The following is a 26,705-nucleotide window of genomic DNA, read 5'->3' on the forward strand; positions in this document are numbered from 1 at the left end:
CATGGCACGCTTTGGAAGACCAAGCGACGCAAGTTCTTTCGAGTACGGATGGTCGCCCAGCCGGATGCTCACCCCGCCGAATCGGGTGCGTACGCCGTCCAGGGTGTGTTCGAAGGCGGTTTCGCGGGTGATGCCGTCGCGGTGCGAGTACGTGCGTTGCGCTTGCTGGCGCGGGGTGAGCCGGAACGGCAGGCCGCGGCGAAATTCCATGCCGATCACCGGTTGACCGTCGATGCTGAGGTCGAAACCGAACCGACGGCCCTCCCGAACGGTGAAGTCGCCCATCACCTTCGGGTAACCCCAGATCTTGGTTCCCGCTTCCAGGGTGAACGGCTGGTCGACGGGAAGGTGATGGATGAAGGCGCCGGCCGACTGCAGGGCACGCGGCCCGCTTGCGTTCGAGCCGGGTGGGTTGACCATCACGCTGGTGCCGAACTCGTGGTACTGGCCCAGGTCGCCGTCGATGTAGTGCATCAACATCAGCACCACGATCGCGCGGCCGGGAAGGTAGCGGCAGACCTGCAGGCCGCTGTAGTCGATCATCTGCTGCGCGGCGTCGGCGTTCACGGAGAACATCGCCATGTGTTGGTTTGCCCGGCGGATTCGCACCGGCATCGTGAGTACCGTGCCCGCGATGGTGTGCTGCGAGGCTGTCATCGGGCCAATCTAGAACGTGTTCTATTCGTTCGGCAATAGCGGGTCAGATCAGCGTGGCGAGCTCCCTGATCTGCGCCTCGTTGCGCCCGTTGACCACCATCATGGTGACGCCGGCGGCTTCCCAGACCTTGACCTGCTCACGGACGTAGTTGATATCGCCGACGATCGCGGCGTCGTCGACGACCTCGTCCGGGATGATCTCGGCGGCCTTGTCCTTCTGGTTGCTGCGGAACAGCTTGGTCACCTCGTCGACCACCTCGGCGTAGCCCATCCGGCGGTATACGTCAGCGTGGAAGTTGGTGTCCTCGGCGCCCATGCCGCCCATGTAGAGGGCCAGATAGGGCTTCATGGCCGCGAAGGCGGCAGCACGGTCGTCGGTGATGACGATGTTCGCGGTCGCGCAGATCTCGAAGTCCTCGCGGCTGCGCCGCGCCCCGGGGCGCGCGAAGCCCTCGTCGAGCCATTCGTTGTAGGTATCCGCCATCCGCGGCGTGTAGAAGATGGGCAGCCAGCCGTCGCAGATCTCGGCGGCCAGCGCGACGTTCTTCGGCCCCTCGGCCCCGAGCAGGATCGGGATGTCGGGACGCAACGGGTGGGTGATGGGCTTGAGTGCCTTGCCCAGGCCGGTCGTCCCCTCCCCGGTCAACGGCAACGGATAGTGCGGCCCGTCGCTGGTCACGGCCTTCTCTCGCGCCCACACCTGCCGCATGATGTCGACGTACTCGCGGGTGCGGGCCAGCGGCTTGGGGAACGGCCGGCCGTACCAGCCCTCGACCACCTGCGGGCCGGAGACGCCGAGCCCCAGGATGTGCCGGCCCCCGGACAGGTGGTCGAGCGTCAGCGCCGCCATCGCGGTTGCCGTCGGGGTGCGCGCGGACAGCTGGATCACCGAGGTGCCCAGCCGGAGCCGGTGGGTTGACGATCCCAACCAGGCCAGCGGCGTGTAGGCGTCGGACCCCCACGCCTCGGCGGTGAAGACGGCGTCGAAACCCGCTTCCTCCGCCGCGGCTACGAGCTCCGCGTGATTCTCCGGCGGCTGAGCGCCCCAATACCCGAGCTGCAACCCCAGCTTCATCGTCATTGACCCTTCCGGCGACCCGATGTTGAAACCGTTCTTAGAACCTGTTCTACTCGATGGCGTGACAGCCAGCTCGAGCAGCCCGACCTTGACGGATCACCCTGAGCCACCGCTCTCCGCGCCACTAACGTTGTCTTTCGACTACACCCGTTCAGTTGGCCCCACGCTGAGCAAGTTCTTCACCGCACTGCGTGAGCGCCATATCTTGGGGGTGCGCGGATCCGATGGCCGGGTGCACGTTCCACCGGCGGAATATGACCCGGTTACCTACGAGCCGCTGGGCGAGATGGTACCGGTCTCCAGCGTCGGCACCGTCGTGTCCTGGACATGGCAACCCGAACCGTTGGAGGGTCAGCCGCTGGACCGCCCGTTCGCCTGGGCGCTGATCAAGCTCGACGGCGCGGACACCCCGCTGATGCATGCCGTAGACGCCGGCAGTCCTTCCGCCATCAAGAGCGGTGCCCGGGTGCATGTGCACTGGGCCGACGAGCCGGTGGGCGCGATCACCGACATCGCCTACTTCGAGCTCGGCGAGGAAGCCGAACCCGTCTCCGAACCCGCGTCGGGCGAACAGGATCCGGTGACCATGATCGTCACGCCGATCTCGCTGACGATTCAGCACACCGCCTCCCACGAGGAGAGCGCCTACTTGCGCGCCATCGCCCAGGGCAAGTTGCTGGGCGCGCGTACCGGCAAGGACGGCAAGGTCTACTTCCCGCCGCACGGCGCGGACCCGGCCACCGGCCAGCCCACCACCGAGTTCGTCGAACTGCCGGACAAGGGCACCGTCACGACGTTCGCCATCATCAACATCCCGTTCCAGGGACAGCGCATCAAACCGCCCTACGTGGCGGCCTATGTGCTGCTCGACGGGGCCGACATCCCCTTCCTGCACCTGGTCGCCGACGTCGACGCCCACGAGGTGCGGATGGGCATGCGCGTGGAAGCGGTGTGGAAACCCCGGGAGGAGTGGGGCTTTGGCATCGACAACATCGAGTACTTCCGGCCGACAGGGGAACCCGACGCCGAGTACGACACCTACAAGCACCACCTGTAAAGGGCCCACCTGTAAATGAGCGTTCGCAACGTCGCGGTCGTCGGCTTCGCCCACGCCCCACACGTACGCCGCACCGACGGCACCACCAACGGCGTCGAGATGTTGATGCCGTGCTTCGCCCAGCTCTACGAGGACCTCGGAATCACCAAGGCCGACATCGGTTTCTGGTGCTCGGGTTCGTCCGATTACCTTGCGGGACGGGCTTTCTCGTTCATTTCGGCGATTGACTCGATCGGCGCCGTTCCGCCGATCAACGAGTCGCATGTCGAGATGGACGCGGCCTGGGCCCTCTACGAGGCATACATCAAGCTGCTGACCGGCGAGGTGGACACCGCGCTGGTGTACGGCTTCGGCAAGTCCTCGGCGGGGATCCTGCGGCAGATCCTGTCGCGGCAGACCGACCCCTATACCGTCGCACCCCTGTGGCCGGACTCCGTGTCGATGGCGGGGCTGCAGGCCCGCATCGGGCTCGAGAACGGCAAGTGGAGCGAGGAGCAGATGGCACGCGTCGCGTTCGACTCGTTTGCCAATGCGCGCCGGGTCGACAATGTGGAAGGGTCGATCAGCGTGGCCGAATTGCTCGAGCGGCCGTTCTTCGCCGAGCCCCTGCGGCGCCACGACATCGCGCCGATCACCGACGGCGCCGCCGCCATCGTGCTCGCTGCGGGTGACCGCGCCCGCGAACTGCGCGAAAACCCGGCCTGGATAACGGGAATCGAGCACCGCATCGAAACGCCTTCGCTGGGTGCGCGTGACCTCACCGAATCCGTGTCGACCAAGGTCGCGGCCGAGGTAGCCACGGGGGGCAGGACCGACAACCTCGACGTGGCCGAGATCTGCGCGCCCTTCACCCACCAGCACCTCATCCTCGAGGAGGCCATCCGGATACCGGGGCCAACCAAAGTCAATCCGTCCGGCGGCGCGCTAGCCGCCAACCCCATGTTCGTCGCCGGCCTCGAACGCATCGGGTTTGCGGCACAACACATCTGGAACGGCTCGGCCGAGCGGGTGCTCGCGCATGCCACCAGCGGGCCCGCGTTGCAACAGAACCTGGTCGCGGTCATGGAAGGAAAGAACTGATGGCCGGAGCGGGAGCATACCTGGCCGCGGTACTCGGTACCGGGCAGACCAAGTACGTGGCCAAGCGCCAAGACGTTTCGATGAACGGCATGGTGCGCGAGGCGATCGACCGCGCGCTGGCCGACTCCGGCTCCACGTTCGACGACATCGACGCCGTCGTCGTCGGCAAGGCTCCGGACTTCTTCGAGGGCGTCATGATGCCCGAGCTGTTCATGGCCGATGCCGTGGGAGCCACCGGCAAGCCGCTGATCCGGGTGCACACCGCGGGTTCGGTCGGTGGATCCACCGGCGTGGTCGCCGCCAGCCTGGTGCAGTCGGGCAAGTACAAGCGTGTGCTGGCGATGGCGTGGGAAAAGCAGTCGGAGTCAAACGCGATGTGGGCGTTGTCGATTCCGATTCCCTTCATCAAGCCGGTCGGCGCCGGGGCGGGCGGTTACTTCGCCCCGCACGTGCGGTCCTACATCCGCCGGTCGGGTGCACCGTTGAACATCGGCGCCATGGTCGCGGTCAAGGACCGGCTGAACGGGGCCCGCAACCCGCTCGCCCACCTGCATCAGCCCGACATCACCCTGGAGAAGGTGATGGAGTCGCCGATGCTGTGGGATCCGATCCGTTACGACGAGACCTGTCCGTCGTCGGATGGTGCCGCCGCGGTCGTGATCGGCAACGAGGAGGCCGCCGAAGCCCGTCTGGCGCAAGGACAACCGGTGGCATGGATCCACGCCACCGCGCTGCGCACCGAGCCGTTGCAGTTCTCGGGCCGCGACCAGGTCAGCCCGCAGGCGGGGCGTGACGCGGCCGCCGCGCTGTGGAAGGCGGCCGGCATCACCAGCCCGATCGACGAGATCGACGCCGCGGAAATCTACGTCCCGTTCTCGTGGTTCGAGCCGATGTGGTTGGAAAACCTCGGGTTTGCGCCCGAGGGCGAGGGCTGGAAACTCACCGAAGCGGGCGAGACGGCGATCGGCGGCCGGCTGCCGGTCAACCCGTCCGGCGGTGTGCTCTCGTCGAACCCGATCGGCGCCTCCGGCCTGATTCGGTTCGCCGAGGCGGCGATTCAGGTGATGGGCAAGGGTGGGGATCACCAGGTTCCGGGCGCGCGCAAGGCCCTGGGCCACGCCTACGGCGGCGGCTCGCAGTACTACTCCATGTGGGTGGTGGGTGCGGACAAGCCGACGCCCGAGAAAGTCGGCGCGTGAGCGAACACCCGGCGCACGAGGCCGGTCGGCGCTCGCGCGAGGCGGTCATAGCCAGGGACAAAGAGGCGTGGCTGGCGGTGTTCGCCGACGACGCCATCGTGGAAGACCCGATCGGGCCCTCGGCCTTCGACCCGGAGGGCAAGGGCCACCGCGGTCGCGACGCGATCTCGGCCTTCTGGGACAAGGCCATCGCCCCGACGACCAAGATCGAGTTCGTCTTTCGCGACACCTACCAGTGCGGCAACGAGGAAGCCAACGTCGGGCACATCCTCATCACCCATGGTGACTACCAGGTGACCGCCGAAGGCGTGTTCACGTACAAGGCCGACGACGAGGGCAAGATGACCGCCCTTCGGGCGTACTGGGAGATGGACCGCGCGGCCGCTTCGGCCCGGAAGGTCTAAAGCGGCTCGAGCCCCGCCAGGTGGCGCTGAGCCAGTTCGCGGTAGGCCTGCGGATTCACCTTCACCCACATCTCGGCGCCCGTCCCGGCGACCGGACCCTTGATCTGCGCCGGCGCGCCGACGGCGAGCATCCCGGCTGGGATCTGGGTGCCGGCCGTCACCAGCGAGTGGGCCGCGATCAGGCTCCGCGCGCCGATCACCGCGCCGTCGAGGACGGTGGCGTGGTTGGCGATCAAGGCCTCCGACCCGACGTGCACCCCGTGAATGCAGCACATGTGCGCCACCGTGGCGCCGGGGCCGATGTCGACCGGGATGCCCGGCGGCGCGTGCAGCACGGACCCGTCTTGCACGTTCGCGCCCTCCCGCACGACGATGGGACCGTAATCGCCGCGCAGGACGGTGTTGAACCACACCGAAGCACCGGCCTCGACGACAACGTCGCCGATCAGGGTGGCGGTCGGGGCCACGAACGCGGTGGGATCCACCCGCGGCGCCCGACCTTCGAATGCAAACAGCGGCATCGTCTAGATATACCCCGAGCGGGCATCGGCCGCGCATATGTCGTGGCCAGACTCGCCGTCGTTGCGCGCCCCTGCCGCAAAACTGTAACGTGTTCTAGTTAGAGGGGTCGTGAGTTGGAGGTGACTGGTGAGTACCGACACCAAAGCGGTTGGCATCCGGGAGATCGATCCCGGCGCGTTGCCGACGAGGTACGCCCGGGGCTGGCACTGCCTGGGCGTCGCGAAGGATTTCCAGGACGGTAAGCCGCACTCCGTCGAGGCGTTCGGTACCAAGCTGGTGGTTTTCGCCGACTCGACTGGGGACCTGAAGGTGCTGGACGGTTACTGCCGGCACATGGGTGGGGACCTTTCGGAAGGCACCATCAAGGGTGACGAGGTGGCCTGCCCGTTCCACGATTGGCGCTGGGGTGGCGATGGGCGCTGCAAGCTGGTGCCGTACGCCAAGCGCACACCCAAGACGGCGCGCACCCGCTCGTGGACGACGGACGTACGTGGCGGCCTGCTCTTCGTGTGGCATGACCACGAGCAGAACCCGCCGGACCCGGCGGTGCGGATTCCCGACATCCCGGAAGCGGCCAGCGACGAGTGGACCGAATGGCGGTGGAACCGGATCCTTATCGAGGGGTCGAACTGCCGCGACATCATCGACAACGTCACCGACATGGCGCACTTCTTCTACATTCACTTCGGTTTGCCGACGTACTTCAAGAACGTTTTCGAGGGGCACATCGCGTCGCAGTATCTGCACAACGTGGGGCGGCCGGACGTCAACGACCTGGGCACCTCATACGGGGAGGCGCACCTTGACTCGGAGGCGTCCTATTTCGGGCCGTCCTTCATGATCAACTGGCTGCACAACAGCTATGGCGGATACAAGGCCGAGTCGATCCTGATCAACTGCCACTACCCGGTGACCCAGAACTCGTTCATGCTGCAATGGGGTGTCATCGTCGAAAAGCCCAAGGGCATGGACGAAAAGATGACCGAGAAGCTGTCGCGGGTGTTCACCGAAGGCGTCAGCAAGGGCTTCCTCCAGGACGTCGAAATCTGGAAGCACAAGACCCGCATCGACAACCCGCTGCTGGTCGAGGAGGACGGCGCCGTCTACCAGCTGCGTCGCTGGTATCAGCAGTTCTACGTCGACGTTGCCGACATCCAGCCGGAAATGGTGGAGCGCTTCGAGATCGAGGTGGACACCACGCGCGCCAACGAGTACTGGAACGCCGAGGTCGAAGAGAACCTGAAGACCAAAGAGACCGAAGACGTTCCCGCGGAGCAACACTGACAGACATGCCCGGCGATCAGGTTCCTGACGTCGATCGGCTCGCTCGGTCGATGCTGTTGCTGCATGGCGATCACCACGATCACGACGAGCGGCCGGTCAGTTCCGAACGAAACGGCGGAACTTGGTCGAAGTCAAGGGATTTCGCCAACGATCCGCAACGGGCCGCCGCCGTCGCCGAGGCCAGTCGCGCCGACCGAGAACGCTACCTCAGTTCGGGGCTGCTTCCGGTGGACTGTCGGTTCTGCCATGTCACGGTCACCGTCCGAAGGCTGGGCCCGGGCCACACCGCCGTGCAATGGAACACCGAAGCCTGGCAGCGCTGCGCGCACTTCACCGAGGTGCGTAACTCCGGTGGCGATACCGCACGCATCCGGTCGTGCCCCAAACTGAGCGACAGCATCGAACACGCCGTTGCGGAGGGCTATCTGGCCGAGCCGGCGCCCGAGGACTGATCTACAGCCCGGCGAAGCGTTCCTTCACCGTTTCGGTGGTCAGCCCGTAATCGGCCAGCGAGTACCGATGTTTCGGCGCCCGCTCGCCGGACTGGCTGTCGGCGTGCGTCTTTTCCATCGCCGCCTTCGCCTCATCGGTCAGCGTCAAACCGAAGTGCCGATAGATGTCGGCCACCGTGCCGATCGGATCGGCGATCAGTTCCTTGTAGTCGACGTCATAGAACTGGGCCGGCGAGTATTTGGCGCGGGCGGTGTTGAAGCGCTCCAGCCCACGCGACCAGGTGTCCATTGCGTCAGCGCCGATTTGAGCTCCGTCGAACGACGTCGACCATCCCTCCGCGGTGTGCTGGGCAAGCGAGCACATCGATGCCATGATGGTCTCGACCGGCCGGTGCGTCTGAATCACCAGCGCGTCGGGATACGTTGCCATCAAGGCGTCCAACGCGAACAGATGGCTGGGATTCTTCAGCACCCAACGCTTTTCGACGTCGTTGAGTCCAATCAGCTGGAGGTTCTTCCGATGCCGCTGGTAGGACGGCGTCCAATCCTGCTGCGACAGCCACTGCGCGTAGGTGGGCACGTGCGCCAACGTCTCGTAGGACACCGAATGCAGCGATTGCCGAAGCAGCTGCCAGCACTCCTCTAGTTCGTACGCGGCCATGAAGTGCAGTCCGGTGTAACCCGGATTGTCCCGGTGGTGCTGGTTGAATTGCGCGTCGAGTTGGCGATAAAGCGGGTGCGAATCCCAGGTTTCGCGCGGTGGACGCGGCTGCGGGAATTCGGCCAGCCACATGTGCAGGCCCTGATGAGCGGGGTCGGCGCCGAGCAGGCGGTGCAGCGCGGTGGTGCCGGTGCGCACCAGGCCGGTGACGAAGATCGGGCGTTCGATCACTACGTCGGCGTGCTGCGGGTACTGCTTCCACGAAGCCTCGGACAGCAACCTGGCCACCAGTGCGCCGCGCAGGAAGAACCGATTCATCTTGCTGCCCAACACCGTTAGGCCGGCTTCGCGCCGGTAGGAATCCAGCAGCACCTCCAGCGCTTCGAGGTAGTTGTCGTCGTCGGCGCCGAAGTCGTCAAGGCCAGTCACCTTGGTGGCCGATGCATGCAGTTCGTCGACGGTGCCGATATCGGTGCGATCGGACATCAGTTGTGGTACTCCCCGCAGTTGACATCCAGGGTCTGTCCGGTGATGCCGCTCGACAGATCGCTGGCCAGGAATAGGATCGCCGAGGCCACCTCGTCTTCGGTGGGCAGGCGCTTCAGGTCGGAGTTCGCCGCGGTAGCCGCGTAGATCTGGTCCGCCGTGGTGCCGTACTTGCCGGCCTGGTGCTCGAAATAAGCCTGCAATGTCTCACCCCAGATATAGCCGGGGGCAACGGAATTGACGCGGATCCCCTTCTCACCCAATTCGGTGGCCAGCGATTGCGACATGGACAGCAACGCCGACTTGGCCATCTTGTAGGCGCCGTATTTGGCCTGAGAGTGCCGTAGCACCATGGAGTTGACGTTGACAATCGATCCGTGCGAGGACTCCAGCGCGGGCGTGAAGGCCTGGATGAGCCGTAACGCGCCGAGCGCGCTCAGCTCGATCGCGTCACGGATGTGCTGGAAGCTGGTGCCGGCCAACGGTTTCATGGACGGCACCCGGAACGCGTTGTTGATCAGCACGTCGACCTTGCCGTAGGTCGCCATCGTGGTCTCGACGAGGTAGTTGACTTCGTCGTCGTCGGTGATATCGGCACGCACCGCCAGCGCCTTGTGCCCGGTGTCGTTGATCTGTTTGGCGACACTTTCCAGTCGCTCCACGGTGCGCGCCGCCAGCACCAGGTCGGCGCCGTCCCGGGAGCACCGGTGCGCCAGGGTGGTGCCGAGCCCCGGTCCCACGCCGCTGATGACGACGACCTTGCCGTCGAGCATTTCTGACATCGTCATCCCAGCATCCTGGCCGCAATTTGTTGTTGACGCAGCGCTATTCGCGCACGCCACTCGTCATCGGAAATCTTATTGTGCTCGAAGTAGGGCAACGCGGCCGGTATGGCGTCGAAGTCGACCAGCTCCACGGTGGGGCCGTCGGCCTCGGTGAGTTGACGGGACACCCGCTGCCAGCGGAACTGCAGGAAGCCCCGCCGATGGTTCAGCGTCTCCACCCAGTTCGTCACACCCGGGTTCTGGTCGGCCACGACGATGCGCACCTTTCCGTCCGGATCCGCTTGCGCCTGAGTGTTGTTCAGCGACGTCTGGTGGTTGATGTAGTCCAGCGAGATGTACCACAGGCTGCCGAGTTGGAAGCCGAGGTAGGGTGCGTCGGAGACCGGGATGGTGATCACCAGCGCCTGATCGGGCCGCAGGTCGTAGTGGCCCACCGACGAATATTGCGTCGCCAGACCGCCCGGCGTCAGCCGGGGCGCGACCATCGTGTTGACCGGCAGGTCGAGATAGAACCATTGCGGGAATTGCAGCCAGGTCTTCACCCGGTTAACAAGTTGCTTTCCGGCCGTGGCGTAACGCTTTTCGATGGTCTCGCGGGTCAGCGGGGGCGGGGCGGTACCCGCGGTGTCCAGCCGGGAGATGGCCAGCGTCCCGCGCTGTGCCGACCAGTCACCATAGACCTCGCGGATGACCAGCTGCCCGTTGCTGGTGGGCCGCACCCGCCACTCGAAGCTGCCGTCCGCGGCGATGTCTAGCTCACGGTCGTCGAACGCCGCTTGGCTGGCCGGCACGTTGTCGTCGGTGTATTCCCCGCCGAGCAGCTGGAAGCTCAGATCGGTCGTGGTGCCGCGCTTGCCGGTGACGACATAGTCGTGATTGGCGTGCACCCGGGTGCCGAAGTAGAGAGTGTCGGGGTTGTCCAGGCCCATCTTGGTGAACGGCCCGGTTCCTGACTGCAGGAACGGGTGGTCCCGGTCGTAGTCGAAGGCTAGGTGGATGCAGGCCGAAACGCAGCCCGCCAGATACTGCAGCCCTTCGAGCAGGTCTGCTTCGGTCTCGATGAAGGGTGCGTCGGCGACCAGTTTCTCGGCTTCGACGATCGCTGAGGTGAGAGGATCAGAGAACACGCCTAGACGCTAGAACGTGTTCTACTTTTTCGTCAATGGCGAACATTCCCGCGCGTCGGCCGCACGTTCAAAGACGAGGCCGACTCGCTAGGGTGCGCACTGCTGCGACAGGTCGATCAGATGCTGCCGCACGTCGGGATGCCGATTCAGGTAGTCCATGACGTTGCCGTTGCCGCCCTCCGCCTGAGACTTGGCCTGCAGCTGCTGGTGGAGCTGCGGATGCTGCTTCAGGTACGAGTCGATGGAATTGCCGACCGTCTGATTGCACTGCGGAGCCGCGTTGACTGTGCCCGCCAGTGGCACCGCGATCACCGCGGCGGCGGCAGCGGTCATTAGCCCCCCGGCGAGCAGGCCGTACAGCCCGTGGCGGCGGGCGCCGACTGTGTTGGATGTGCTCATGCGCGCCAGAATACTCGCGGCAGCTTTGCGTAGGCTGTGCGTTCCGGAGCTCAGGAACCAGTGGTCAGCGTGAGGCGGCGGCGCCGCTTTCTTGCTCGCGCTTGATCTCCAGCGCGATGTCGATGAGCTGGTCTTCCTGGCCGCCGATGAGCTTGCGCTGGCCCGCACGGTGCAGCAGCTGGTGGGCGGGCACGCCGTAGCGCTCGGACTGGCGGATGGCGTGCTTGAGGAAGCTCGAGTACACCCCGGAGTAGCCCATGATCAGCGCATTGCGGTCCAGCAGACACTCGGCCGGCATGGCCGGTGCGACCACCTCTTCGGCGGCGTCGGCGATGTCGAAGAAGTCGATACCCGTCTTCACGCCGATCTTGTCGAACACCCCGATGAGCGCCTCGACGGGCGCGTTGCCCGCGCCGGCGCCGAACCGCCGACACGAGCCGTCGATCTGCTTGGCGCCCGCCCGAACCGCCTCCACCGAGTTGGCCACCCCGAGCCCGAGGTTCTCGTGCCCGTGGAAACCGACCTGGGCGTCATCGCCAAGCTCGGCGACCAGCGCGGCCACCCGGTCGCGGACCCCCTCGAGAACCAGCGCGCCAGCCGAGTCCACCACGTAGACACACTGGCAGCCCGCGTCGGCCATGATGCGGGCCTGGGCGGCGAGCTTTTCCGGCGAGATGGTGTGGCTCATCATCAGGAACCCGACGGTCTCCAGCCCCAGCTCGCGCGCCAGGCCGAAGTGCTGGATCGACACATCCGCCTCGGTGCAGTGGGTGGCGATCCGGCAGATCGAGCCGCCGTTGTTCTGGGCTTCCTTGATGTCCTCTTTGGTGCCGACGCCGGGCAGCATCAAAAAGGCGATCTTGGCTTCCTTGGCCGTCTCGGCGGCCAGCTTGATCAGCTCCTGCTCGGGCGTCTTGGAGAACCCGTAGTTGAAGCTCGATCCGCCCAGCCCGTCGCCGTGGGTGACCTCGATGACCGGCACGCCGGCGGTGTCCAGGGCCGCCACGATGGCGCCCACCTCTTCTTTGGTGAATTGGTGGCGTTTGTGGTGAGAGCCGTCCCGCAGCGACGTGTCGGTCAACCGCACGTCCCAGATCGGGTTGAAGAAGATGTCGTGCGTACTCATGCCTGCGCTCCCGGCGCCGTAGCGGATAGTGACTCCTTGGCGATCTCCTCGCCGACCTTGGTGGCCGCGGCGGTCATGATGTCCAGGTTGCCCGCGTACGGGGGCAGGTAATCGCCTGCGCCCTCGACCTCGACGAACGTGGTGACGACCGCCTGGCCGCCGGAGTTGATCGACGGCTCGTCGAACTGCGGCTCGTTGAGCAGCCGATATCCCGGCACGTAGGTCTGCACCTCGGCCACGACGTCGTGGATGGATTTGGCGATCGCGTCCCGGTCGGCGTCTTCGGGGATGGCGCAGAAGATGGTGTCGCGCATGATCATCGGCGGGTCTGCGGGGTTGAGGATGATGATCGCCTTGCCACGCTTGGCGCCGCCGATCGTTTCCACACCCTTGCTGGTGGTCTTGGTGAATTCGTCGATGTTGGCGCGGGTGCCCGGCCCCGCGGAGACCGACGCCACCGACGCCACGATCTCGGCGTACGGCACGCCGCCCTGATCGACCAACGCGCGACTGACCGCGTACACGATCGGGATGGTCGCCTGCCCACCGCAGGTGATCATGTTGACGTTCGGAGCATCCAGGTGCTGCCGCAGGTTTGCCGGCGGGATGACCGCCGGACCCACCGCGGCCGGCGTCAAATCGATCGCCCGGATTCCCGCGGCCTCATACCTCGGCGCGGCGTCGCGGTGCACGTAGGCGCTGGTCGCCTCGAACACCAGGTCGGGTTTCTCGGACTGGGCCAGCAGCCAGTCCACCCCTTCGTGCGTGGTCTCCAACCCCAGCTTGCGGGCCCGTGCCAGGCCTTCACTGTCCGGGTCGATGCCCACCATCCAGCGCGGCTCCAACCAATCCGACCGCAACAATTTGTAGAGCAGGTCAGTGCTGATGTTTCCCGACCCGACAATGGCCACACTCGCCTTAGCCGGCATGACGCTCCTTTGCGAAGCTCTCGATATTTAAGTCCGACGATTTAATTCGAGACTATTCGAACGACAATTGAACAGAACCCAGGCCCGTGAAGTCGGCCACGAACTGGTCTCCGGCGTGCGCGTCGATCGCTCGCGTGCACGATCCGGGAAGCACCAGGTCGCCTTTGCGCAGCCGTACGCCGAAGCCCTCCACCTTGCGGGCCAGCCAAGCCACCGCGGTGACCGGGTTGCCCAGCACCGCGTCGGTGCGGCCCTTGGCCACGACCTCGCCGTTGCAGCTGAGGACCGCATCGATTCCTTTGACGTCGATGTCGCGCGGCGAGACGCGCCCCTTGCCGAGCACGAAGCCGGCGGACGAGGCGTTGTCGGCGATGGTGTCGCACAACTCGATCTTCCAGTCGGTGATCCTGGTGTCGATCAACTCGATCGAAGGGACCAGCGCCTCGGTGGCCGCCAGCACGTCTTCCTCGGTGCAGCTGGCGCCCGGCAGGTCGGCGTTCAGGATGAAACCGACCTCGACCTCGACCCTCGGCCACAGGTAGCGGTTCGCCTTGACCGGCGTGTCTTCGAACAGTTGCATCTCGTCCAGCAAATGCCCGTAGTCCGGTTCATCGACCCCCATCATCTGCTGGATCGCCTTCGACGACAGGCCCACCTTGTGGCCCAGCACGCGGGCTCCCTCGGCGACCCGTTGACGAATGTTGATCAGCTGGATTTCGTAGGCGTCGACGACGTCGATGTCGGGGTAGGCGGCAGTCAGCGGCGCGATCGGCTCGCGGCTCCGCTCAGCCTGCGCCAAGTCGGCAGCGAGCTCGTCTCGCGTCGCAACACTGAGCATCTGCGGAAGTCTCCTCGTTCGTGTGACCGGCCCAGTAGCGCCCGGCCCGGGCAATTCTATAACGTGTTCTACATGACAGCACAGGAGCTCGACGTCGTCGTGGTCGGGAGCGGCGGAGCCGGCATGGTCGCTGCCCTTACCGCCGCTCACCGGGGCCTTTCCACAGTAGTCATCGAGAAAGCTGCGCACTTCGGGGGCTCGACCGCGCGGTCGGGTGGGGGCGTGTGGATTCCCAACAACGAGATCCTCAAGCGTGACGGCGTCCGGGACAATCCCGAGGCGGCCCGGACCTACCTGCACGGGATTGTCGGCAACGTCGTCGAGCCGGAACGCATCGACACCTACCTCGACCGCGGACCCGAGATGCTGTCGTTCGTGCTGAAGCACACGCCGCTGAAGATGTGCTGGGTTCCGCGCTACTCGGACTACTACCCGGAGGCGCCGGGCGGGCGCGCGGAAGGCCGCTCGATCGAACCGAAGCCGTTCGACGCCCGCAAGCTCGGACCCGACGAGGCCGGTCTGGAGCCGGCATACGGCAAGGTGCCGCTCAACGTGGTTGTTATGCAACAGGACTACGTGCGGCTGAACCAGCTCAAGCGACACCCTCGGGGCGTGCTGCGCAGCCTGAAGGTCGGCGCCCGCACGATGTGGGCGAAGGCGACCGGTAAGAACCTCGTCGGCATGGGCCGGGCGTTGATCGGCCCACTGCGGATCGGGCTCCAGCGGGTGGGTGTTCCGGTGTTGCTCAACACCGCGCTGACCGACCTGTACGTCGAGGACGGCGTGGTGCGTGGGGTGTATGTCCGCGACAGCGGGGCATCCGAGTCGTCGGAGCCGCGCCTCATCCGGGCCCGGCGCGGGGTGATCCTCGCCTCCGGCGGCTTCGAGCACAACGAACAGATGCGCGTGAAGTACCAGCGCGCGCCGATCACCACCGAATGGACCGTGGGCGCCAAGGCGAACACCGGCGACGGCATCGTGGCCGCCGAAAAGCTGGGTGCCGCACTGGAACTGATGGAAGACGCCTGGTGGGGCCCCACGGTTCCGCTGGTGGGCGCACCGTGGTTCGCGCTGTCGGAACGCAATTCGCCTGGTTCGATCATCGTGAACATGTCGGGCAAGCGGTTCATGAACGAGTCGATGCCCTACGTCGAGGCCTGCCACCACATGTACGGCGGGGAATTCGGCCAGGGGTCGGGCCCGGGCGAGAACATTCCGGCGTGGCTGGTGTTCGACCAGCAATACCGGGACCGCTACATTTTCGCGGGATTGCAGCCGGGGCAACGCATTCCCCGCAAGTGGCTGGAGTCCGGGGTCATCATCCAGGCCGACACGCTCGAGGAGCTCGCCCAAAAAGCCGGCCTTCCGGCGGCCGAATTTCTGGCCACCGTGCAGCGATTCAACGGCTTCGCCCGGTCCGGCGTCGACGAGGATTACCACCGCGGTGAGAGCGCGTACGACCGTTACTACGGCGACCCGACCAACAAGCCCAACCCCAACCTCGGCGAGCTCACGCACGCGCCGTACTACGCCGCCAAGATGGTGCCCGGGGACCTGGGCACGAAGGGCGGCGTCCGCACCGACGTCCACGGCCGTGCGCTGCGCGACGACGGATCGATCATCAAAGGCCTTTACGCCGCAGGCAATGTCAGTGCCCCGGTGATGGGTCACACCTACCCGGGCCCGGGCGGCACGATTGGCCCGGCCATGACGTTCGGTTACTTAGCCGCACTGCACATCGCGGGGGAAAACTGATATGCCCATCGATGTAGACGTCGCGCTAGCCGCCGAGCTGGATCCGATCGACTTCGCTTGGACGAGCAGCGATGTGCAGCTCTACCACTTGGCGTTGGGGGCCGGCAAGGATCCGATGGATCCGCGCGAACTGCGTTATCTCGTTGACGACACACCGCAGGTCCTGCCGACGTTCGGCAACGTGGCGGCCTCGTTTCACATGACCAAGCCACCGACCGTGCAATTCCCCGGCATCGACATCGAGCTGGGCAAGGTGTTGCACGCCAGCGAGCGGGTTGAGGTGCCCGGGCCGCTGCCGCCCTCCGGATCCGCTCGCGCCGTCACCAGGTTCACCGACATCTGGGACAAGGGCAAGGCCGCGGTGATCTGGAGCGAGACGACGGTCAGCGCGCCCGACGGCACGCTGCTGTGGACCCAGCGGCGGTCCATCTTCGCCCGTGGCGAAGGCGGATTCGGCGGCGAGCGCGGGCCGTCCACGTCGGACGCGGCGCCGGACCGAGCGCCCGATGTCGAGGTCGCGGTGCCGATCCTGCCGCAGCAGGCGCTGCTGTACCGGCTCTGCGGGGACCGCAACCCGCTGCACTCCGACCCGGAATTCGCTGCGGCCGCAGGCTTTTCGCAGCCCATCCTGCACGGCCTGTGCACGTACGGCATGACGTGTAAGGCCATCGTGGACACGCTGCTGGACGGCGACGCCGGCGCGGTGGCCGCCTACGGTGCACGCTTCGCCGGTGTGGCGTTCCCCGGGGAGACGTTGCGCGTCAACGTCTGGAAGGAAGATGGGCGTTTCGTGGCCAGCGTTGTCGCGCCTTCGCGCCACAACGCGGTGGTCTTGAGCGGCGTAGAGCTGGTGCCGGCGTAGGTTTCTTCCCCGTGCGCCGCCGACCCGCCGACCCGCCGACCCGCCGTCCCGCCGTGTCCACCGAGTGTGAAGTTAGCTTCACATTGGGCCTCGAGTGTGAAATTAGTTTTACGCTCGACCGGCACGAGCCGCGCGCACCCTGTGGATGATGTCGCGGGGCCGGTCACCGGTGACCACCCTTATTACGATCCAGCCGCGTCGCTGCAGCATTTCGGCCCGACGAATATCCCAGCCATACTGACGGCGATCAGTCCGATGATGATCACCGTCATACTCGACCGCGACTTTGACGTCCTCCCAGCCCATGTCCAGATAGGCGATCGCACTGCCGAATTCATTGAGCACTGGAATCTGCGTCTGCGGCCTCGGCAGGCCCGCCTGGATCAGCACGATGCGCAGCCAAGACTCCTTAGGAGACTGCGCCCCACTGTCGAAGAGTGCGACTGCCTCCCTTGCCTGGACGATGCCTCGGCGGCCTGAGTACCTTTCCACGAGCAGCTCGACATCCGCCGTCTTGATTTGGGTTGCACGAGCCAATGCATCAATGCCGGCAACCGCCGCAATAGTCGGATACCAGCAGCCTAGGTCCAGGGCGGTCCTGGCTGCCGACGTCACCGAGATGCCCCCTATGACAACAGTTTCATCTTCCTCAACGCGGTCTCCATGAACTCTGATCCCAGCGTGACGGTGGCGGTTGTCGTGAAAAAGGTCAACCACGGCCGCGTCATCGACCCATTTGCTCCCGTGCAGCGCCGCGGCGGAGAACCCGGCGACCACGCCCTGACGCCCAGTCCACAACCATCCGGCCCTGGCGCGCAGAGTGGCCGTCACTTCTGCATCCCGACTGACGTACACGTCGCGGAAAAGTCGGGTGTAACCAGCGCTCAGCTGGCCTCTAGTCAAAGCGCCTCGGGCAACGGCTTCACTGCCAAGGAACGGCTCCCCCATGACGGGAGCGTTGCATGAGTCAAGCGCAGCGTCACTTCACTCATGAGTGTGAAGTTAGTTTCACACTCGACGACCAGCGTGAAACTAACTTCACACTCGGCGGGAAGGGGTGAGGCCTAGAAAGCGCTAGCCCAGGATCAAGCCCGACGTGGGGACGCCCGTGCCCGCGGTGACGAGGACGTGTTCGACGTCGGGTACCGGGTTCACCGACGTACCGCGCAATTGCCGCACACCCTCGGCGATGCCGTTCATGCCGTGGATGTAGGCCTCACCGAGCTGACCGCCATGCGTGTTGATGGGAAGCCGGCCGCCAACTTCGATCGCGCCGTCGGCGATGAAGTCCTTGGCCTCGCCCTTGCCGCAGAATCCCAACTCCTCCAACTGAATCAGCGTGAAGGGGGTGAAGTGGTCGTACAAGATTGCGGTCTGGATGTCCGACGGCCGCAGGCCGGATTGCTGCCACAGCTGCTTCCCCACCACGCCCATCTCGGGCAGGCCCAGTTCCGGTCGGTAGTAGCTGACCATCGTGTACTGGTCGGGACTGGAGCCCTGCGATGCCGCCTCGATGACGGCCGGTCGCTGCTTGAGGTCGCGCGCCCGCTCGGGTGAGGTCACCACGATCGCGACCGCGCCGTCGGTTTCCTGGCAGCAGTCCAGCAGCCGCAGCGGCTCGGCGATCCACCGCGAATTCTGGTGGTCCTCAATGGTGATCGGCTTCTCGTAGAAGTACGCCTTCGGGTTCTTGGCGGCGTGCTTGCGGTCGGCCACCGAGATGGCGCCGAAGTCGCGGCTGGTCGCGCCGGACAGGTGCATGTAGCGCTGGGCGATCATGGCGACTTGCGCGGCCGGTGTGGAGAGGCCGTGCGGGTAGGAGAAGGAATTGTCCGCCGCGGTCGAATCCGCCTGCGCGCGAGCGTCTCCCGCCAACCGGGTCTGGACCTGGCCGAACCGCATGCCCGACCGCTCGTTGAACGCCCGGTACGCCACCACGACGTCGGCCACCCCGGTGGCGACGGCCATCGCCGCCTGCTGGACGGTCGCGCACGCGGCGCCGCCGCCATAACCGATCTGCGAGAAGAACTTCAGATCACCGATGCCGACCGCGCGGGCCACCGCGGTCTCGTTGTTGGTGTCCATCGTGAAGGTGGTCAGCCCGTCGACGTCCGAAGGCGAAAGGCCCGCGTCGTCCAACGCGTCCAGCACCGCCTCGGCCGCCAACCGCAATTCGCTTCGGCCGGAGTCCTTCGAGAAGTCGGTGGCGCCGATGCCGACGATCGCGGCCTTGCCCGACAACATCAGGAATCTCCCATCGTTAACGTCACTGTCGCGATGACGTGGTCACCAAGGCTGTTGCGGCCGAACACCTTCACGGTGATCAGGCCGTCGTCCACGGCGGTCACCTCACCGGAGAAGGTCACGGTGTCGTAGGCGTACCACGGCACCCCGAGCCGCAGCCCGATCGATTTGATCAGCGCCGACGGGCCGGCCCAGTCGGTGACGTAGCGCTGCACCAGCCCGGTGTCGGTCAGGATGTTGACGAAGATGTCCTTCGACCCCTTGGCCTGTGCCAGATCGCGGTCGTGGTGCACGTCCTGAAAGTCCCGCGTGGCCAAGGCCGTAGAGATGATAAAGGTGGGATCACCGTGCAGCTTCAGCTCCGGCAGTACGGTGCCCACTTCGATGGTCGGGGCGCTCATGCGTCTGGCTCCCATGCGTACAGGGTCCACTCGGGGCCGGCGTCACCGGCCGGGAAGTCGATATAGGTTGCGCGCACCGGCATTCCGATCGCCACCGAGCCCGGGTCCGCGCCCCGCAGCTCGCCCAGCATCCGCACGCCCTCTTCGAGCTCGACCAACGCGATGACGAAAGGCAGCGTGCGCCCGGGCACCTTCGGTGCGTGGTGCACCACAAAACTGAAGACCGTGCCCTTGCCGCTGGCCACCACGTAGTCGATCGGGGCGGCCTTGTCCTGCCAGACGGCGGGCACCGGCGGGTGCTGCAGGCTGCCGTCGGGCCGCCGCTGGATCCGCAGCTCGTGCTCCTTGACGCCCTCCCAGAAGAACGCCGTGTCGCGCGACGACGAGGGACGCATCATGGCATCGGGGTCGAGATCCGTCGGCACCGACGACGCCTGCTCAGCGGTCTCACGCGGCCTGAATTTGAGGATGCGCCAATTCATCTCGGCGACGTCCTCGTCCCCGACCCGCCAGGTGATGTGCTGGTTGATGAAATAGCCCTCGCCCAAACCGGTCTGCTTGGGTCCGACTACGTCGCCCATCTCCGAGGTGATGCTGACGTGCTCGCCGGGCTGCAGGTAACGGTGATAGGTCTGCTCACAGTTCGTGGCGACGACGCCGATGTAACCGGCGTCGTCGAACAATTGCATGATGGGACCCATCGGGTCGTCCTTCGGCCGTTCCCCGCTCAGGCCGAACATGGTCCACACCTGAATCATGGCCGGCGGGGCCACGATTCCCGGGTGTCCGACGGCTCGCGCGGCAGCCTCGTCGACGTAGATCGGGTTGACGTCGCCGATGGCCTCCACCCAGTTGTTGATCATCGGCTGGTTCACCGGATCGCGGCCGGCGCGCGGCTTCGGACCCCCGGCCGCCTTGATCTCCGCGATCGCTTCCTGGATGTCGGTCACCTGGGCACCCTCGGCACTTTGAGGCCGGCGGCCGCGATCATTTCCCGCATGACTTCGTTCACGCCTCCACCGAAGGTGATCACCAGGTTGCGCTTGGTCTGCGAGTCCAGCCAGTTGAGCAGCTCGGCGGTCTCCGGCTCGGCCGGGTTGCCGTACTTGCCGACGATCTCTTCGGCGAGCCGGCCGATGTACTGAATACGCTCCGTGCCAAAGACTTTCGTCGATGCGGCGTCGGCCACGTTGATGTCCTCGCCGGCGGCGGCGACCTGCCAGTTCAGCAGCTCGTTGATCCGCCACATCGCGTGGATCTCACCGAGCGCCCGCTTGACGTCGGCGTGGTCGATCGGTGTGACGCCGTCGGCACCCGGCTTCGACGCCCAGGCCTGCACCCGGTCGTAAATGCCGGCGGTGCGGCCCGCGGGGCCCAGCATGACCCGTTCGTTGTTGAGCTGGGTGGTGATCAGTTTCCACCCGCCGTTCTCCTCGCCGACCAGCATGTCGGCGGGCACCCGGACGTCGTTGTAGTACGTGGCGTTGGTGTGGTGGGCGCCGTCGGACAGGATGACCGGCGTCCAGGAGTAACCGGGATCCTTGGTGTCGACGATCAGGATCGAAATACCCTTGTGCTTCACGGCTTCCGGGTCCGTCCGGCAGGCCAGCCAGATGTAGTCCGCGTCATGCCCGCCGGTGGTCCACATCTTCTGGCCGTTGACGATGTATTCGTCCCCTTGCCGCACGGCGGCGGTCCGCAGGGAGGCCAGGTCCGTCCCCGCCTCGGGCTCGCTGTAGCCGATCGCGAAGTGCACCTCGCCGGCCAGAATCGCCGGCAGGAACTTCTTCTTCTGCGCCTCGGTGCCGAACTGCTGCAGGGTCGGGCCGACCGTCTGCAGCGTCACCGCGGGCAGCGGCACGTCGGCCCGATGCGCCTCGTTGACGAAGATCGACTGCTCGATGGGGCCGAAGCCCAAGCCGCCGAATTCCTTTGGCCAACCGACCCCTAGCTTGCCGTCCCGGCCCATCCGCCGGATCACCGCGCGGTAGGCCTCGTTGTGACGGTCCTGCTCCATCGCCTTCATCTCGTCGGACGAGATCAGGTTCGAAAAGTATTCCCGCAGTTCCGCTTGCAGCTGACGCTGCTCCGGAGTCAGGTCTATGAACATTGCGCTCCCACCAGATCGAGACGATGAGAAGGCCCGCCCAGCAGCCGGGTCAGGTCTTTGATTGTGGAGTAGTACCGGTGCATCGGGTAGGTGATGTCCATGCCCATGCCGCCGTGCAGGTGGTGGCAGGTTTGCATCACCGGCGGCGCCTGCGAGGCGACCCAGTATCCGAGCACATCGAGGTCGTCGTCAGCGTCCCGTCCTTCGGACAATCGCCAGACGACCGACTTGGCCGCCAAATCGATGGTGCGCGAGGCGATGTACACCTCGGCGAGCTGGGCGGCCACCGTCTGGAACGTCGACAGCGGCTTGCCGAACTGCTTGCGATTGGCCACATAGTCGGCGGTGAGGCGCAATGCCCCGGCCACCAATCCGTCGGCGTAGGCACCGATCGCCGCCAGGGCCAACTGGTTGACCCGGGGCGCCGTCGCGTCCGCCAGCACGTCGGAGTCGGCGACCGCGACGTCGGCGAACGTCACCGTGTACTCATCGGCGCCGCTGGATGTCGGAGTCTGGATGAGCTGCACACCGTCGGCCTTCGGCGACACGACGACGACCGCGCTGTCGGCGGTGACGATCATCCAATCCGCTTGCCCGGCATAGCCGACACCGACCTTGGTACCCGACAGCCGGCCGTTGGCGAAGGTGGTCGACGGCCGGTCGGGCAGCGCGGCGCCCGGCTCGTTGAGCGCGGCCGTCAGCACGCCGCCCTTCGGGACGCCGGCCAGGAACCGATCCTGCTGTTCGTCGGAGGCCAGGTCGAGCAGCGGCACCACGCCGAGGCCGAGCGTGACCAGCGCCGGCGTAATGGCGCCGTGGCGACCCACTTCTGTCAGCACCGTGGCGACCTCGGGCAGGCCCACGCCGTCGCCGCCCAGGCGCTCGGGGACCGGCAGTGCGGGCACGCCCCCACTGACCAGTGCGTCCCAGCTCAGGTCGCGGTCCAGAACGGACGTCACCACATCGGCGACGGCCTGTTGCGTCGCAGTGAGATTGAAGTCCATCAGGACGTCACCGAGTTGCGCCGGTGTAGTCGACCTGCCAGTGCTTGATCCCGTTGAGCCAACCGGACCGCAGTCGCTCCGGCTCACCGATCGGCTTGAGGTCCGGCATGTGGTCGGCGACCGCGTTGAAGATCAGGTTGATGGTCATGCGGGCGAGGTTCGCGCCGATGCAGTAGTGGGCGCCGGTGCCGCCGAAGCCGACGTGGGGATTCGGATCGCGCAGGATGTTGAAGGTGTGCGGGTCGTCGAAGACCTCTTCGTCGAAGTTGGCCGACCGGTAGGACATCACCACCCGCTGACCCTTCTTGATCTGCACGCCGGCCAACTCGGTGTCCTCGTTGGCGGTGCGCTGGAAGGCCGATACCGGGGTGGCCCACCGGATGATCTCGTCGGCGGTGGTCGATGGGCGCTCCTTCTTGAAGAGCTCCCATTGATCGGGGTTGTTCGCCATGGCGATCATTCCGTGGGTGATCGAGTTGCGAGTGGTCTCGTTGCCGGCCACCGCGAGCATGACCACGAAGAAACCGAACTCGTCGTCGGAAAGCTTCTCACCCTCGATGTCGGCCTCGATGAGCGTGGTGACGATGTCGTCGGTGGGGTTTTTGCCCCGCTCCTCGGCCATGGCCATCGCGTACGTGATCAGCTCCATCGACGACTGCGCGGGATCGACGTGCGCGTACTCGGGGTCGGTGCCACCGGTCATCTCGTTGGACCAGCGGAAGAGCTTGTCGCGATCCTCCTGGGGAACGCCGAGCAGGCCCGCGATGGCTTGCAGCGGCAGCTCGCACGAGACCTGTTCGACGAAGTCGCCGCTACCCTCGCTCACCGCGGTCTTGGCGATGTTCTGGGCGCGCTGGGCCAGTTCGGCTTCCAGCCGTCCGATGGCCCGCGGCGTGAAACCGCGGGAGATGATCTTGCGCAGCCGGGTGTGGTGGGGGGCGTCCATGTTGAGCATGACGCTGCGCTGCAACTCGACCTGCTCGCGCTTCATCTCCGGCGGCCAGGTCGGGATGGCGCCGTTCAGCCAGCTCGAGAAGATGTCGCTGCGCTTCGAGACCTCCTTGACATCGGCGTGCTTGGTAACGAGCCAGTACCCGTGGTCCTCGAACCCACCCGAGCCGTTGGGGATGTCGACCCAGTGGATCGGCTCCGCCTTGCGCAGCCAGGCGAGTTCCTCAACGGGCAACCCTGCGAGGTTGACGTCCGGGTCGAGAAAGTCGAAGTCGGCGGGAATGTTGGGGGGTGCCATGATGTGTGCGCTCCTCAATTGCAACGTGTTCTAGTGCCAGTAAAACACGGCTCCTGCGCAGATAAAAGGCAGGTCACCATCGTCGCTTGTCAGACTAATGAAACGTGTTCTAGCCTGACGGAATGGGTAACCCGGTAATCGTCGAAGCCACCCGCAGCCCCATCGGCAAACGCAACGGATGGCTGTCAGGCCTGCACGCCACCGAGCTGCTTGGTGCGGTGCAGAAGGCACTGGTGGAGAAGGCCGGCATCGACGCCGGCGACGTCGAACAGGTGATCGGCGGCTGCGTGACGCAGTTCGGCGAGCAGTCCAACAACATCAGCCGGGTCAGCTGGCTGGTCGCCGGGCTGCCGGAGCACGTTGGCGCCATGACCGTGGACTGCCAGTGCGGCAGCGGACAGCAGGCCAACGGCCTGGTCGCCGGTCTGATCGCGGCAGGCGCCATCGACATCGGCATCGCCTGCGGCATCGAGGCGATGAGCCGCGTCGGGCTGGGCGCAAACGCCGGTCCCGACCGCAGCATCCTGCGGCCCGCGTCGTGGGACATCGACCTGCCCGACCAGTTCACCGCGGCCGAGCGGATCGCCAAGCGGCGTGGCATCACCCGCGAAGACATCGACGAATTCGGTTACCAGTCGCAGGCCAAGGCCAAGCGGGCGTGGGAGGAGGGCCGCTTCGACCGCGAGATCTCCCCGATCGAGGCGCCGGCGCTCGACGAGAACAAGCAACCGACGTCGGAGCGGGTCACCATCTCCCGCGACCAGGGCCTGCGCGACACCACCCTCTCAGGCCTGAGCTCGCTGAAGCCGGTCATCGAGGGTGGGATCCACACGGCGGGAACGTCGTCGCAGATTTCCGACGGGGCCGCGGCCGTGCTGTGGATGGACGAGGACAAGGCCAAGGCGCTCGGATTGCGGCCGCGCGCCCGCATCGTCAGCCAGGCGCTGGTCGGCGCCGAGCCCTACTACCACCTGGACGGCCCGGTGCAGTCGACGGCCAAGGTGCTGGAGAAGGCCGGCATGAAGATGGGCGACATCGACATCACCGAGATCAACGAGGCGTTCGCGTCGGTCGTGCTGTCCTGGGCCCGGGTGCACAATCCGGACATGGACAAGGTGAACGTCAACGGCGGCGCCATCGCGCTGGGCCACCCGGTGGGCAGCACCGGCAGCCGGCTGATCACCACCGCGCTGCACGAACTGGAGCGCACCGACCAGAGCACCGCGCTGATCACCATGTGCGCGGGCGGTGCGCTGTCGACCGGCACCATCATCGAACGCATCTAGCCTCTCGGTGCTCGTCTCCGAAGAGAGCCGCGTCGCCGCGGCGCAGTCTTACATCGACGCGCTCGTCAGCCATGACGGTGACTCCGTTCCGTTCGCTGCCGGCTGCACCCGGATCGAGCAAGGCATCAAGAACGGGTTCTCCGGAAACCACTTGCGCCGCAGCCTCAATCGCGGAGCTCAGTACCGATTGCTTGCGGACACGACCCCGCCGGAATACCGGATCGACGGCGACCGGGTGCACGCGGCATACATCGTGCTGACCAAGGCGGCGTTCGCGGGTCGGCGGCTGGCCGCACGAGTCGACGAGACCTTCGTCATTCCGGCCGAAAGCTCAAGCGGCAAGGCCGAAATCCACCACATCAAGGTTCGCTTCCAACCTTTTGTCCAGCGCTAAGGGAAAATCATGCCTAAACCGAAGCCACGCTCTTTGAATGCGCCCTGGGTCGGCTTCATCATCAAATGGATGGCCAAGGGCAACACGTGGATCTACCGACTTAGCAACGGAAGATTCGGCGGCACCTTCCAGAATGCACCGGTCGCACTGCTCACCACGACGGGACGAAAAACGGGTGAACCGCGGGTGAGCCCGCTGCTGTATCTACGCGAAGGGAACCGGGTGGTATTGGTCGCTTCGAAGGGCGGCAGCGACAAGCACCCGCTGTGGTACCTCAACCTCAAGGCCAATCCCAAAGTCTCCGTGCAGATCAAGGACGAGGTACTGCAACTGCAGGCCCGCGACGCCACCGAGGCCGAGCGCGCGGAGTACTGGCCGAAGCTGGACGCCATGTACCCGTCGTTCGACGACTACCGGTCGTGGACCGATCGGGTCATCCCCATCGTCATCTGCGACCCGTAACGGCAGACACGTGCCACAGGGATTCGGCGACTCGCGCCGTCTCGCCTTAGCGCTGAAACACTTTGCCCGCGAGCACATTTCGATATACCGCGTTACCAATGCCCGGTGACGCCCGGTTGCTGTGGTTCCCGGCGGCGCTGCTGACCACGATCGGACGCAAATCGGGTAAACCCGGCCATGGTTTGACGGCGGCCACAGCGAGTCGCCTCGTTCTGAGGTCACCGATCCTTCGGAAACGCATTGATCTGGCAGGCACCAGTTCGCCGCGGGTTGGCCGAAAGTGTAGGGAAATCCCTTATTGGTCCGGCCACCCTGGCCGCCATAGGCTGCAAAAAGTTTGAGGCGTGCGACCTTGCGTCGCACACACTTCGGGAGGCACTGCCGTGGCTAAGCGAGTGACAAAACGTTTCGCAGTCCTGATCGCCGCGGCATGTCTGTTCGGAATCGTCGGTGCCACACCATTGATGGCGCCGACCGCCAGCGCCGACACGCTGCCGAATGGCTACAGCGTGACCTGTACGCCCAACGGTCCGCACGAGCCGACCTGCATCGTCTCCGGGTGCCCGCGCGTGCACGGAGACGAGGCCGGCGACGTGATCCACCTCAACGGCAAGGGTTATTTCATGCAACCCGAGCTCAGCAAGGGGTGCAACAACACCGCGTCCTTTATCATCCCTGCAAGTACGACGCCGCAGGTGGCACATACGTGTAGTCCGACCAGGCGCCGCAATCATCCGTACCTGGGAAGTGCTTGCGACAACCTTGGATCGAGAAGGTCTGCGGCGTCGTACTTGCAGGGATGATAAAGGACGCGGTGTTGTTGCACCCCTTGCTGAGCTCGGGTTGCATGAAAT

29 protein-coding genes are annotated in these 26,705 nt (G+C 65.6%); 12 read left to right on the forward strand and 17 right to left on the reverse strand.

The features are described 5' to 3' along the window. A partial coding sequence (locus A5711_RS00960; protein ID WP_067943194.1) for an acetoacetate decarboxylase family protein occupies window positions 1-657 on the reverse strand: 657 nt, incomplete at its 3' end. A 43-nt stretch (window positions 658-700) separates the two neighbouring features. Beyond that, a complete protein-coding gene (locus A5711_RS00965) occupies window positions 701-1,732 on the reverse strand; it encodes an LLM class F420-dependent oxidoreductase (RefSeq protein WP_067943243.1) in 1,032 nt (343 codons plus the stop codon). Window positions 1,733-1,796: 64 nt separating this feature from the next. On the opposite strand from A5711_RS00965, the gene A5711_RS00970 reads away from it, so the two are divergent. From A5711_RS00970 to A5711_RS00985, 4 genes are read left to right on the forward strand one after another with little or no spacing between them, the layout of a single operon-like run. Beyond that, window positions 1,797-2,792: a Zn-ribbon domain-containing OB-fold protein gene (locus A5711_RS00970; RefSeq protein ID WP_067943196.1), complete on the forward strand. Its 996-nt coding sequence runs from the start codon at window positions 1,797-1,799 to the stop codon at window positions 2,790-2,792. Window positions 2,793-2,807: 15 nt separating this feature from the next. Next, window positions 2,808-3,872, forward strand: a complete 1,065-nt coding sequence (locus A5711_RS00975; protein WP_067943198.1) for a thiolase domain-containing protein — start codon at window positions 2,808-2,810, stop codon at window positions 3,870-3,872. Continuing rightward, a complete protein-coding gene (locus A5711_RS00980) occupies window positions 3,872-5,071 on the forward strand; it encodes a thiolase domain-containing protein (RefSeq protein WP_067943199.1) in 1,200 nt (399 codons plus the stop codon). The genes A5711_RS00975 and A5711_RS00980 overlap by 1 nt, the downstream gene beginning before the upstream one ends. Beyond that, window positions 5,068-5,475: a nuclear transport factor 2 family protein gene (locus A5711_RS00985; RefSeq protein ID WP_067943200.1), complete on the forward strand. Its 408-nt coding sequence runs from the start codon at window positions 5,068-5,070 to the stop codon at window positions 5,473-5,475. The genes A5711_RS00980 and A5711_RS00985 overlap by 4 nt, the downstream gene beginning before the upstream one ends. On the opposite strand, the gene A5711_RS00990 is transcribed toward A5711_RS00985, so the two are convergent. Next, window positions 5,472-5,996, reverse strand: a complete 525-nt coding sequence (locus A5711_RS00990) for a gamma carbonic anhydrase family protein (protein WP_066955234.1) — start codon at window positions 5,994-5,996, stop codon at window positions 5,472-5,474. The genes A5711_RS00985 and A5711_RS00990 overlap by 4 nt on opposite strands. Window positions 5,997-6,123: 127 nt before the next feature. Here A5711_RS00990 and A5711_RS00995 point away from each other — a divergent pair, with 127 nt between their 5' ends. Continuing rightward, window positions 6,124-7,281, forward strand: coding sequence for a Rieske 2Fe-2S domain-containing protein (locus tag A5711_RS00995; RefSeq protein ID WP_067943202.1), 1,158 nt, complete (start codon window positions 6,124-6,126; stop codon window positions 7,279-7,281). Window positions 7,282-7,286: 5 nt separating this feature from the next. Then, window positions 7,287-7,733 (forward strand): hypothetical protein, encoded by a 447-nt coding sequence (locus A5711_RS01000; protein ID WP_067943204.1) that lies wholly within the window; start codon window positions 7,287-7,289, stop codon window positions 7,731-7,733. Window position 7,734: 1 nt separating this feature from the next. Here the strand turns inward: A5711_RS01000 and A5711_RS01005 are convergent, their stop codons facing one another. The 7 genes from A5711_RS01005 to A5711_RS01035 form a co-directional block, all read right to left on the reverse strand. Then, window positions 7,735-8,880 (reverse strand): sulfotransferase, encoded by a 1,146-nt coding sequence (locus A5711_RS01005; protein ID WP_067943206.1) that lies wholly within the window; start codon window positions 8,878-8,880, stop codon window positions 7,735-7,737. Then, the gene (locus A5711_RS01010; protein WP_067943207.1) at window positions 8,880-9,662 is read right to left on the reverse strand and encodes an SDR family oxidoreductase; all 783 of its coding nucleotides are present in this window, start codon (window positions 9,660-9,662) and stop codon (window positions 8,880-8,882) included. Before A5711_RS01010 ends, A5711_RS01005 begins: the two co-directional genes overlap by 1 nt. Window positions 9,663-9,664: 2 nt before the next feature. Then, the gene (locus A5711_RS01015; RefSeq protein ID WP_067943209.1) at window positions 9,665-10,792 is read right to left on the reverse strand and encodes a hypothetical protein; all 1,128 of its coding nucleotides are present in this window, start codon (window positions 10,790-10,792) and stop codon (window positions 9,665-9,667) included. 87 nt (window positions 10,793-10,879) lie between these two features. Further along, window positions 10,880-11,191, reverse strand: coding sequence for a hypothetical protein (locus A5711_RS01020; protein ID WP_067943212.1), 312 nt, complete (start codon window positions 11,189-11,191; stop codon window positions 10,880-10,882). 64 nt (window positions 11,192-11,255) lie between these two features. Then, a complete protein-coding gene (gene dmpG / locus A5711_RS01025) occupies window positions 11,256-12,317 on the reverse strand; it encodes a 4-hydroxy-2-oxovalerate aldolase (protein ID WP_067943214.1) in 1,062 nt (353 codons plus the stop codon). Then, the gene (locus tag A5711_RS01030; protein ID WP_067943216.1) at window positions 12,314-13,246 is read right to left on the reverse strand and encodes an acetaldehyde dehydrogenase (acetylating); all 933 of its coding nucleotides are present in this window, start codon (window positions 13,244-13,246) and stop codon (window positions 12,314-12,316) included. The genes dmpG and A5711_RS01030 overlap by 4 nt, the downstream gene beginning before the upstream one ends. Window positions 13,247-13,298: 52 nt before the next feature. Continuing rightward, window positions 13,299-14,084, reverse strand: coding sequence for a 2-keto-4-pentenoate hydratase (locus tag A5711_RS01035; protein ID WP_067943217.1), 786 nt, complete (start codon window positions 14,082-14,084; stop codon window positions 13,299-13,301). A 72-nt stretch (window positions 14,085-14,156) separates the two neighbouring features. Here A5711_RS01035 and kstD point away from each other — a divergent pair, with 72 nt between their 5' ends. Both kstD and A5711_RS01045 read left to right on the forward strand, forming a co-directional pair. Then, window positions 14,157-15,839, forward strand: coding sequence for a 3-oxosteroid 1-dehydrogenase (kstD, locus tag A5711_RS01040; protein WP_067943245.1), 1,683 nt, complete (start codon window positions 14,157-14,159; stop codon window positions 15,837-15,839). Between the two features lies 1 nt (window position 15,840). Then, a complete protein-coding gene (locus A5711_RS01045; protein WP_067943219.1) occupies window positions 15,841-16,701 on the forward strand; it encodes a MaoC/PaaZ C-terminal domain-containing protein in 861 nt (286 codons plus the stop codon). A 108-nt stretch (window positions 16,702-16,809) separates the two neighbouring features. Here A5711_RS01045 and A5711_RS01050 read toward each other — a convergent pair whose 3' ends face one another. The 7 genes from A5711_RS01050 to A5711_RS01080 form a co-directional block, all read right to left on the reverse strand. After that, the gene (locus tag A5711_RS01050) at window positions 16,810-17,649 is read right to left on the reverse strand and encodes a hypothetical protein (RefSeq protein ID WP_067943221.1); all 840 of its coding nucleotides are present in this window, start codon (window positions 17,647-17,649) and stop codon (window positions 16,810-16,812) included. Between the two features lie 126 nt (window positions 17,650-17,775). Continuing rightward, a complete protein-coding gene (locus A5711_RS01055; protein WP_067943223.1) occupies window positions 17,776-18,945 on the reverse strand; it encodes a lipid-transfer protein in 1,170 nt (389 codons plus the stop codon). Next, window positions 18,945-19,346, reverse strand: coding sequence for a MaoC family dehydratase (locus A5711_RS01060; RefSeq protein WP_067943225.1), 402 nt, complete (start codon window positions 19,344-19,346; stop codon window positions 18,945-18,947). Before A5711_RS01060 ends, A5711_RS01055 begins: the two co-directional genes overlap by 1 nt. Continuing rightward, window positions 19,343-20,296, reverse strand: a complete 954-nt coding sequence (locus A5711_RS01065) for a bifunctional MaoC family dehydratase N-terminal/OB-fold nucleic acid binding domain-containing protein (RefSeq protein WP_067943227.1) — start codon at window positions 20,294-20,296, stop codon at window positions 19,343-19,345. Before A5711_RS01065 ends, A5711_RS01060 begins: the two co-directional genes overlap by 4 nt. Beyond that, complete coding sequence (gene fadE29, locus A5711_RS01070) at window positions 20,293-21,456, reverse strand: acyl-CoA dehydrogenase FadE29 (RefSeq protein ID WP_067943230.1); 1,164 nt, start codon at window positions 21,454-21,456, stop codon at window positions 20,293-20,295. The genes A5711_RS01065 and fadE29 overlap by 4 nt, the downstream gene beginning before the upstream one ends. Further along, window positions 21,447-22,460, reverse strand: coding sequence for an acyl-CoA dehydrogenase family protein (locus A5711_RS01075; protein WP_067943232.1), 1,014 nt, complete (start codon window positions 22,458-22,460; stop codon window positions 21,447-21,449). Before A5711_RS01075 ends, fadE29 begins: the two co-directional genes overlap by 10 nt. Before the next feature lie 7 nt (window positions 22,461-22,467). Then, on the reverse strand, window positions 22,468-23,709 hold the full coding sequence (locus A5711_RS01080) for a cytochrome P450 (RefSeq protein ID WP_067943234.1): 1,242 nt from the start codon (window positions 23,707-23,709) through the stop codon (window positions 22,468-22,470). A 122-nt stretch (window positions 23,710-23,831) separates the two neighbouring features. On the opposite strand from A5711_RS01080, the gene A5711_RS01085 reads away from it, so the two are divergent. The 4 genes from A5711_RS01085 (at window position 23,832) to A5711_RS26685 (ending at window position 26,654) form a co-directional block, all read left to right on the forward strand. Next, window positions 23,832-24,995 (forward strand): steroid 3-ketoacyl-CoA thiolase, encoded by a 1,164-nt coding sequence (locus A5711_RS01085; protein ID WP_067943236.1) that lies wholly within the window; start codon window positions 23,832-23,834, stop codon window positions 24,993-24,995. A gap of 7 nt (window positions 24,996-25,002) precedes the next feature. Beyond that, the gene (locus A5711_RS01090; RefSeq protein WP_067943238.1) at window positions 25,003-25,389 is read left to right on the forward strand and encodes a hypothetical protein; all 387 of its coding nucleotides are present in this window, start codon (window positions 25,003-25,005) and stop codon (window positions 25,387-25,389) included. Between the two features lie 9 nt (window positions 25,390-25,398). After that, window positions 25,399-25,851 (forward strand): nitroreductase family deazaflavin-dependent oxidoreductase, encoded by a 453-nt coding sequence (locus A5711_RS01095; protein WP_067943241.1) that lies wholly within the window; start codon window positions 25,399-25,401, stop codon window positions 25,849-25,851. A gap of 383 nt (window positions 25,852-26,234) precedes the next feature. Then, on the forward strand, window positions 26,235-26,654 hold the full coding sequence (locus tag A5711_RS26685; protein ID WP_156744702.1) for a hypothetical protein: 420 nt from the start codon (window positions 26,235-26,237) through the stop codon (window positions 26,652-26,654). Window positions 26,655-26,705 lie beyond the last annotated feature (51 nt).

Origin of the sequence: Mycobacterium sp. E2238 (assembly GCF_001672665.1) — a bacterium.
GTDB lineage: Bacteria > Actinomycetota > Actinomycetes > Mycobacteriales > Mycobacteriaceae > Mycobacterium.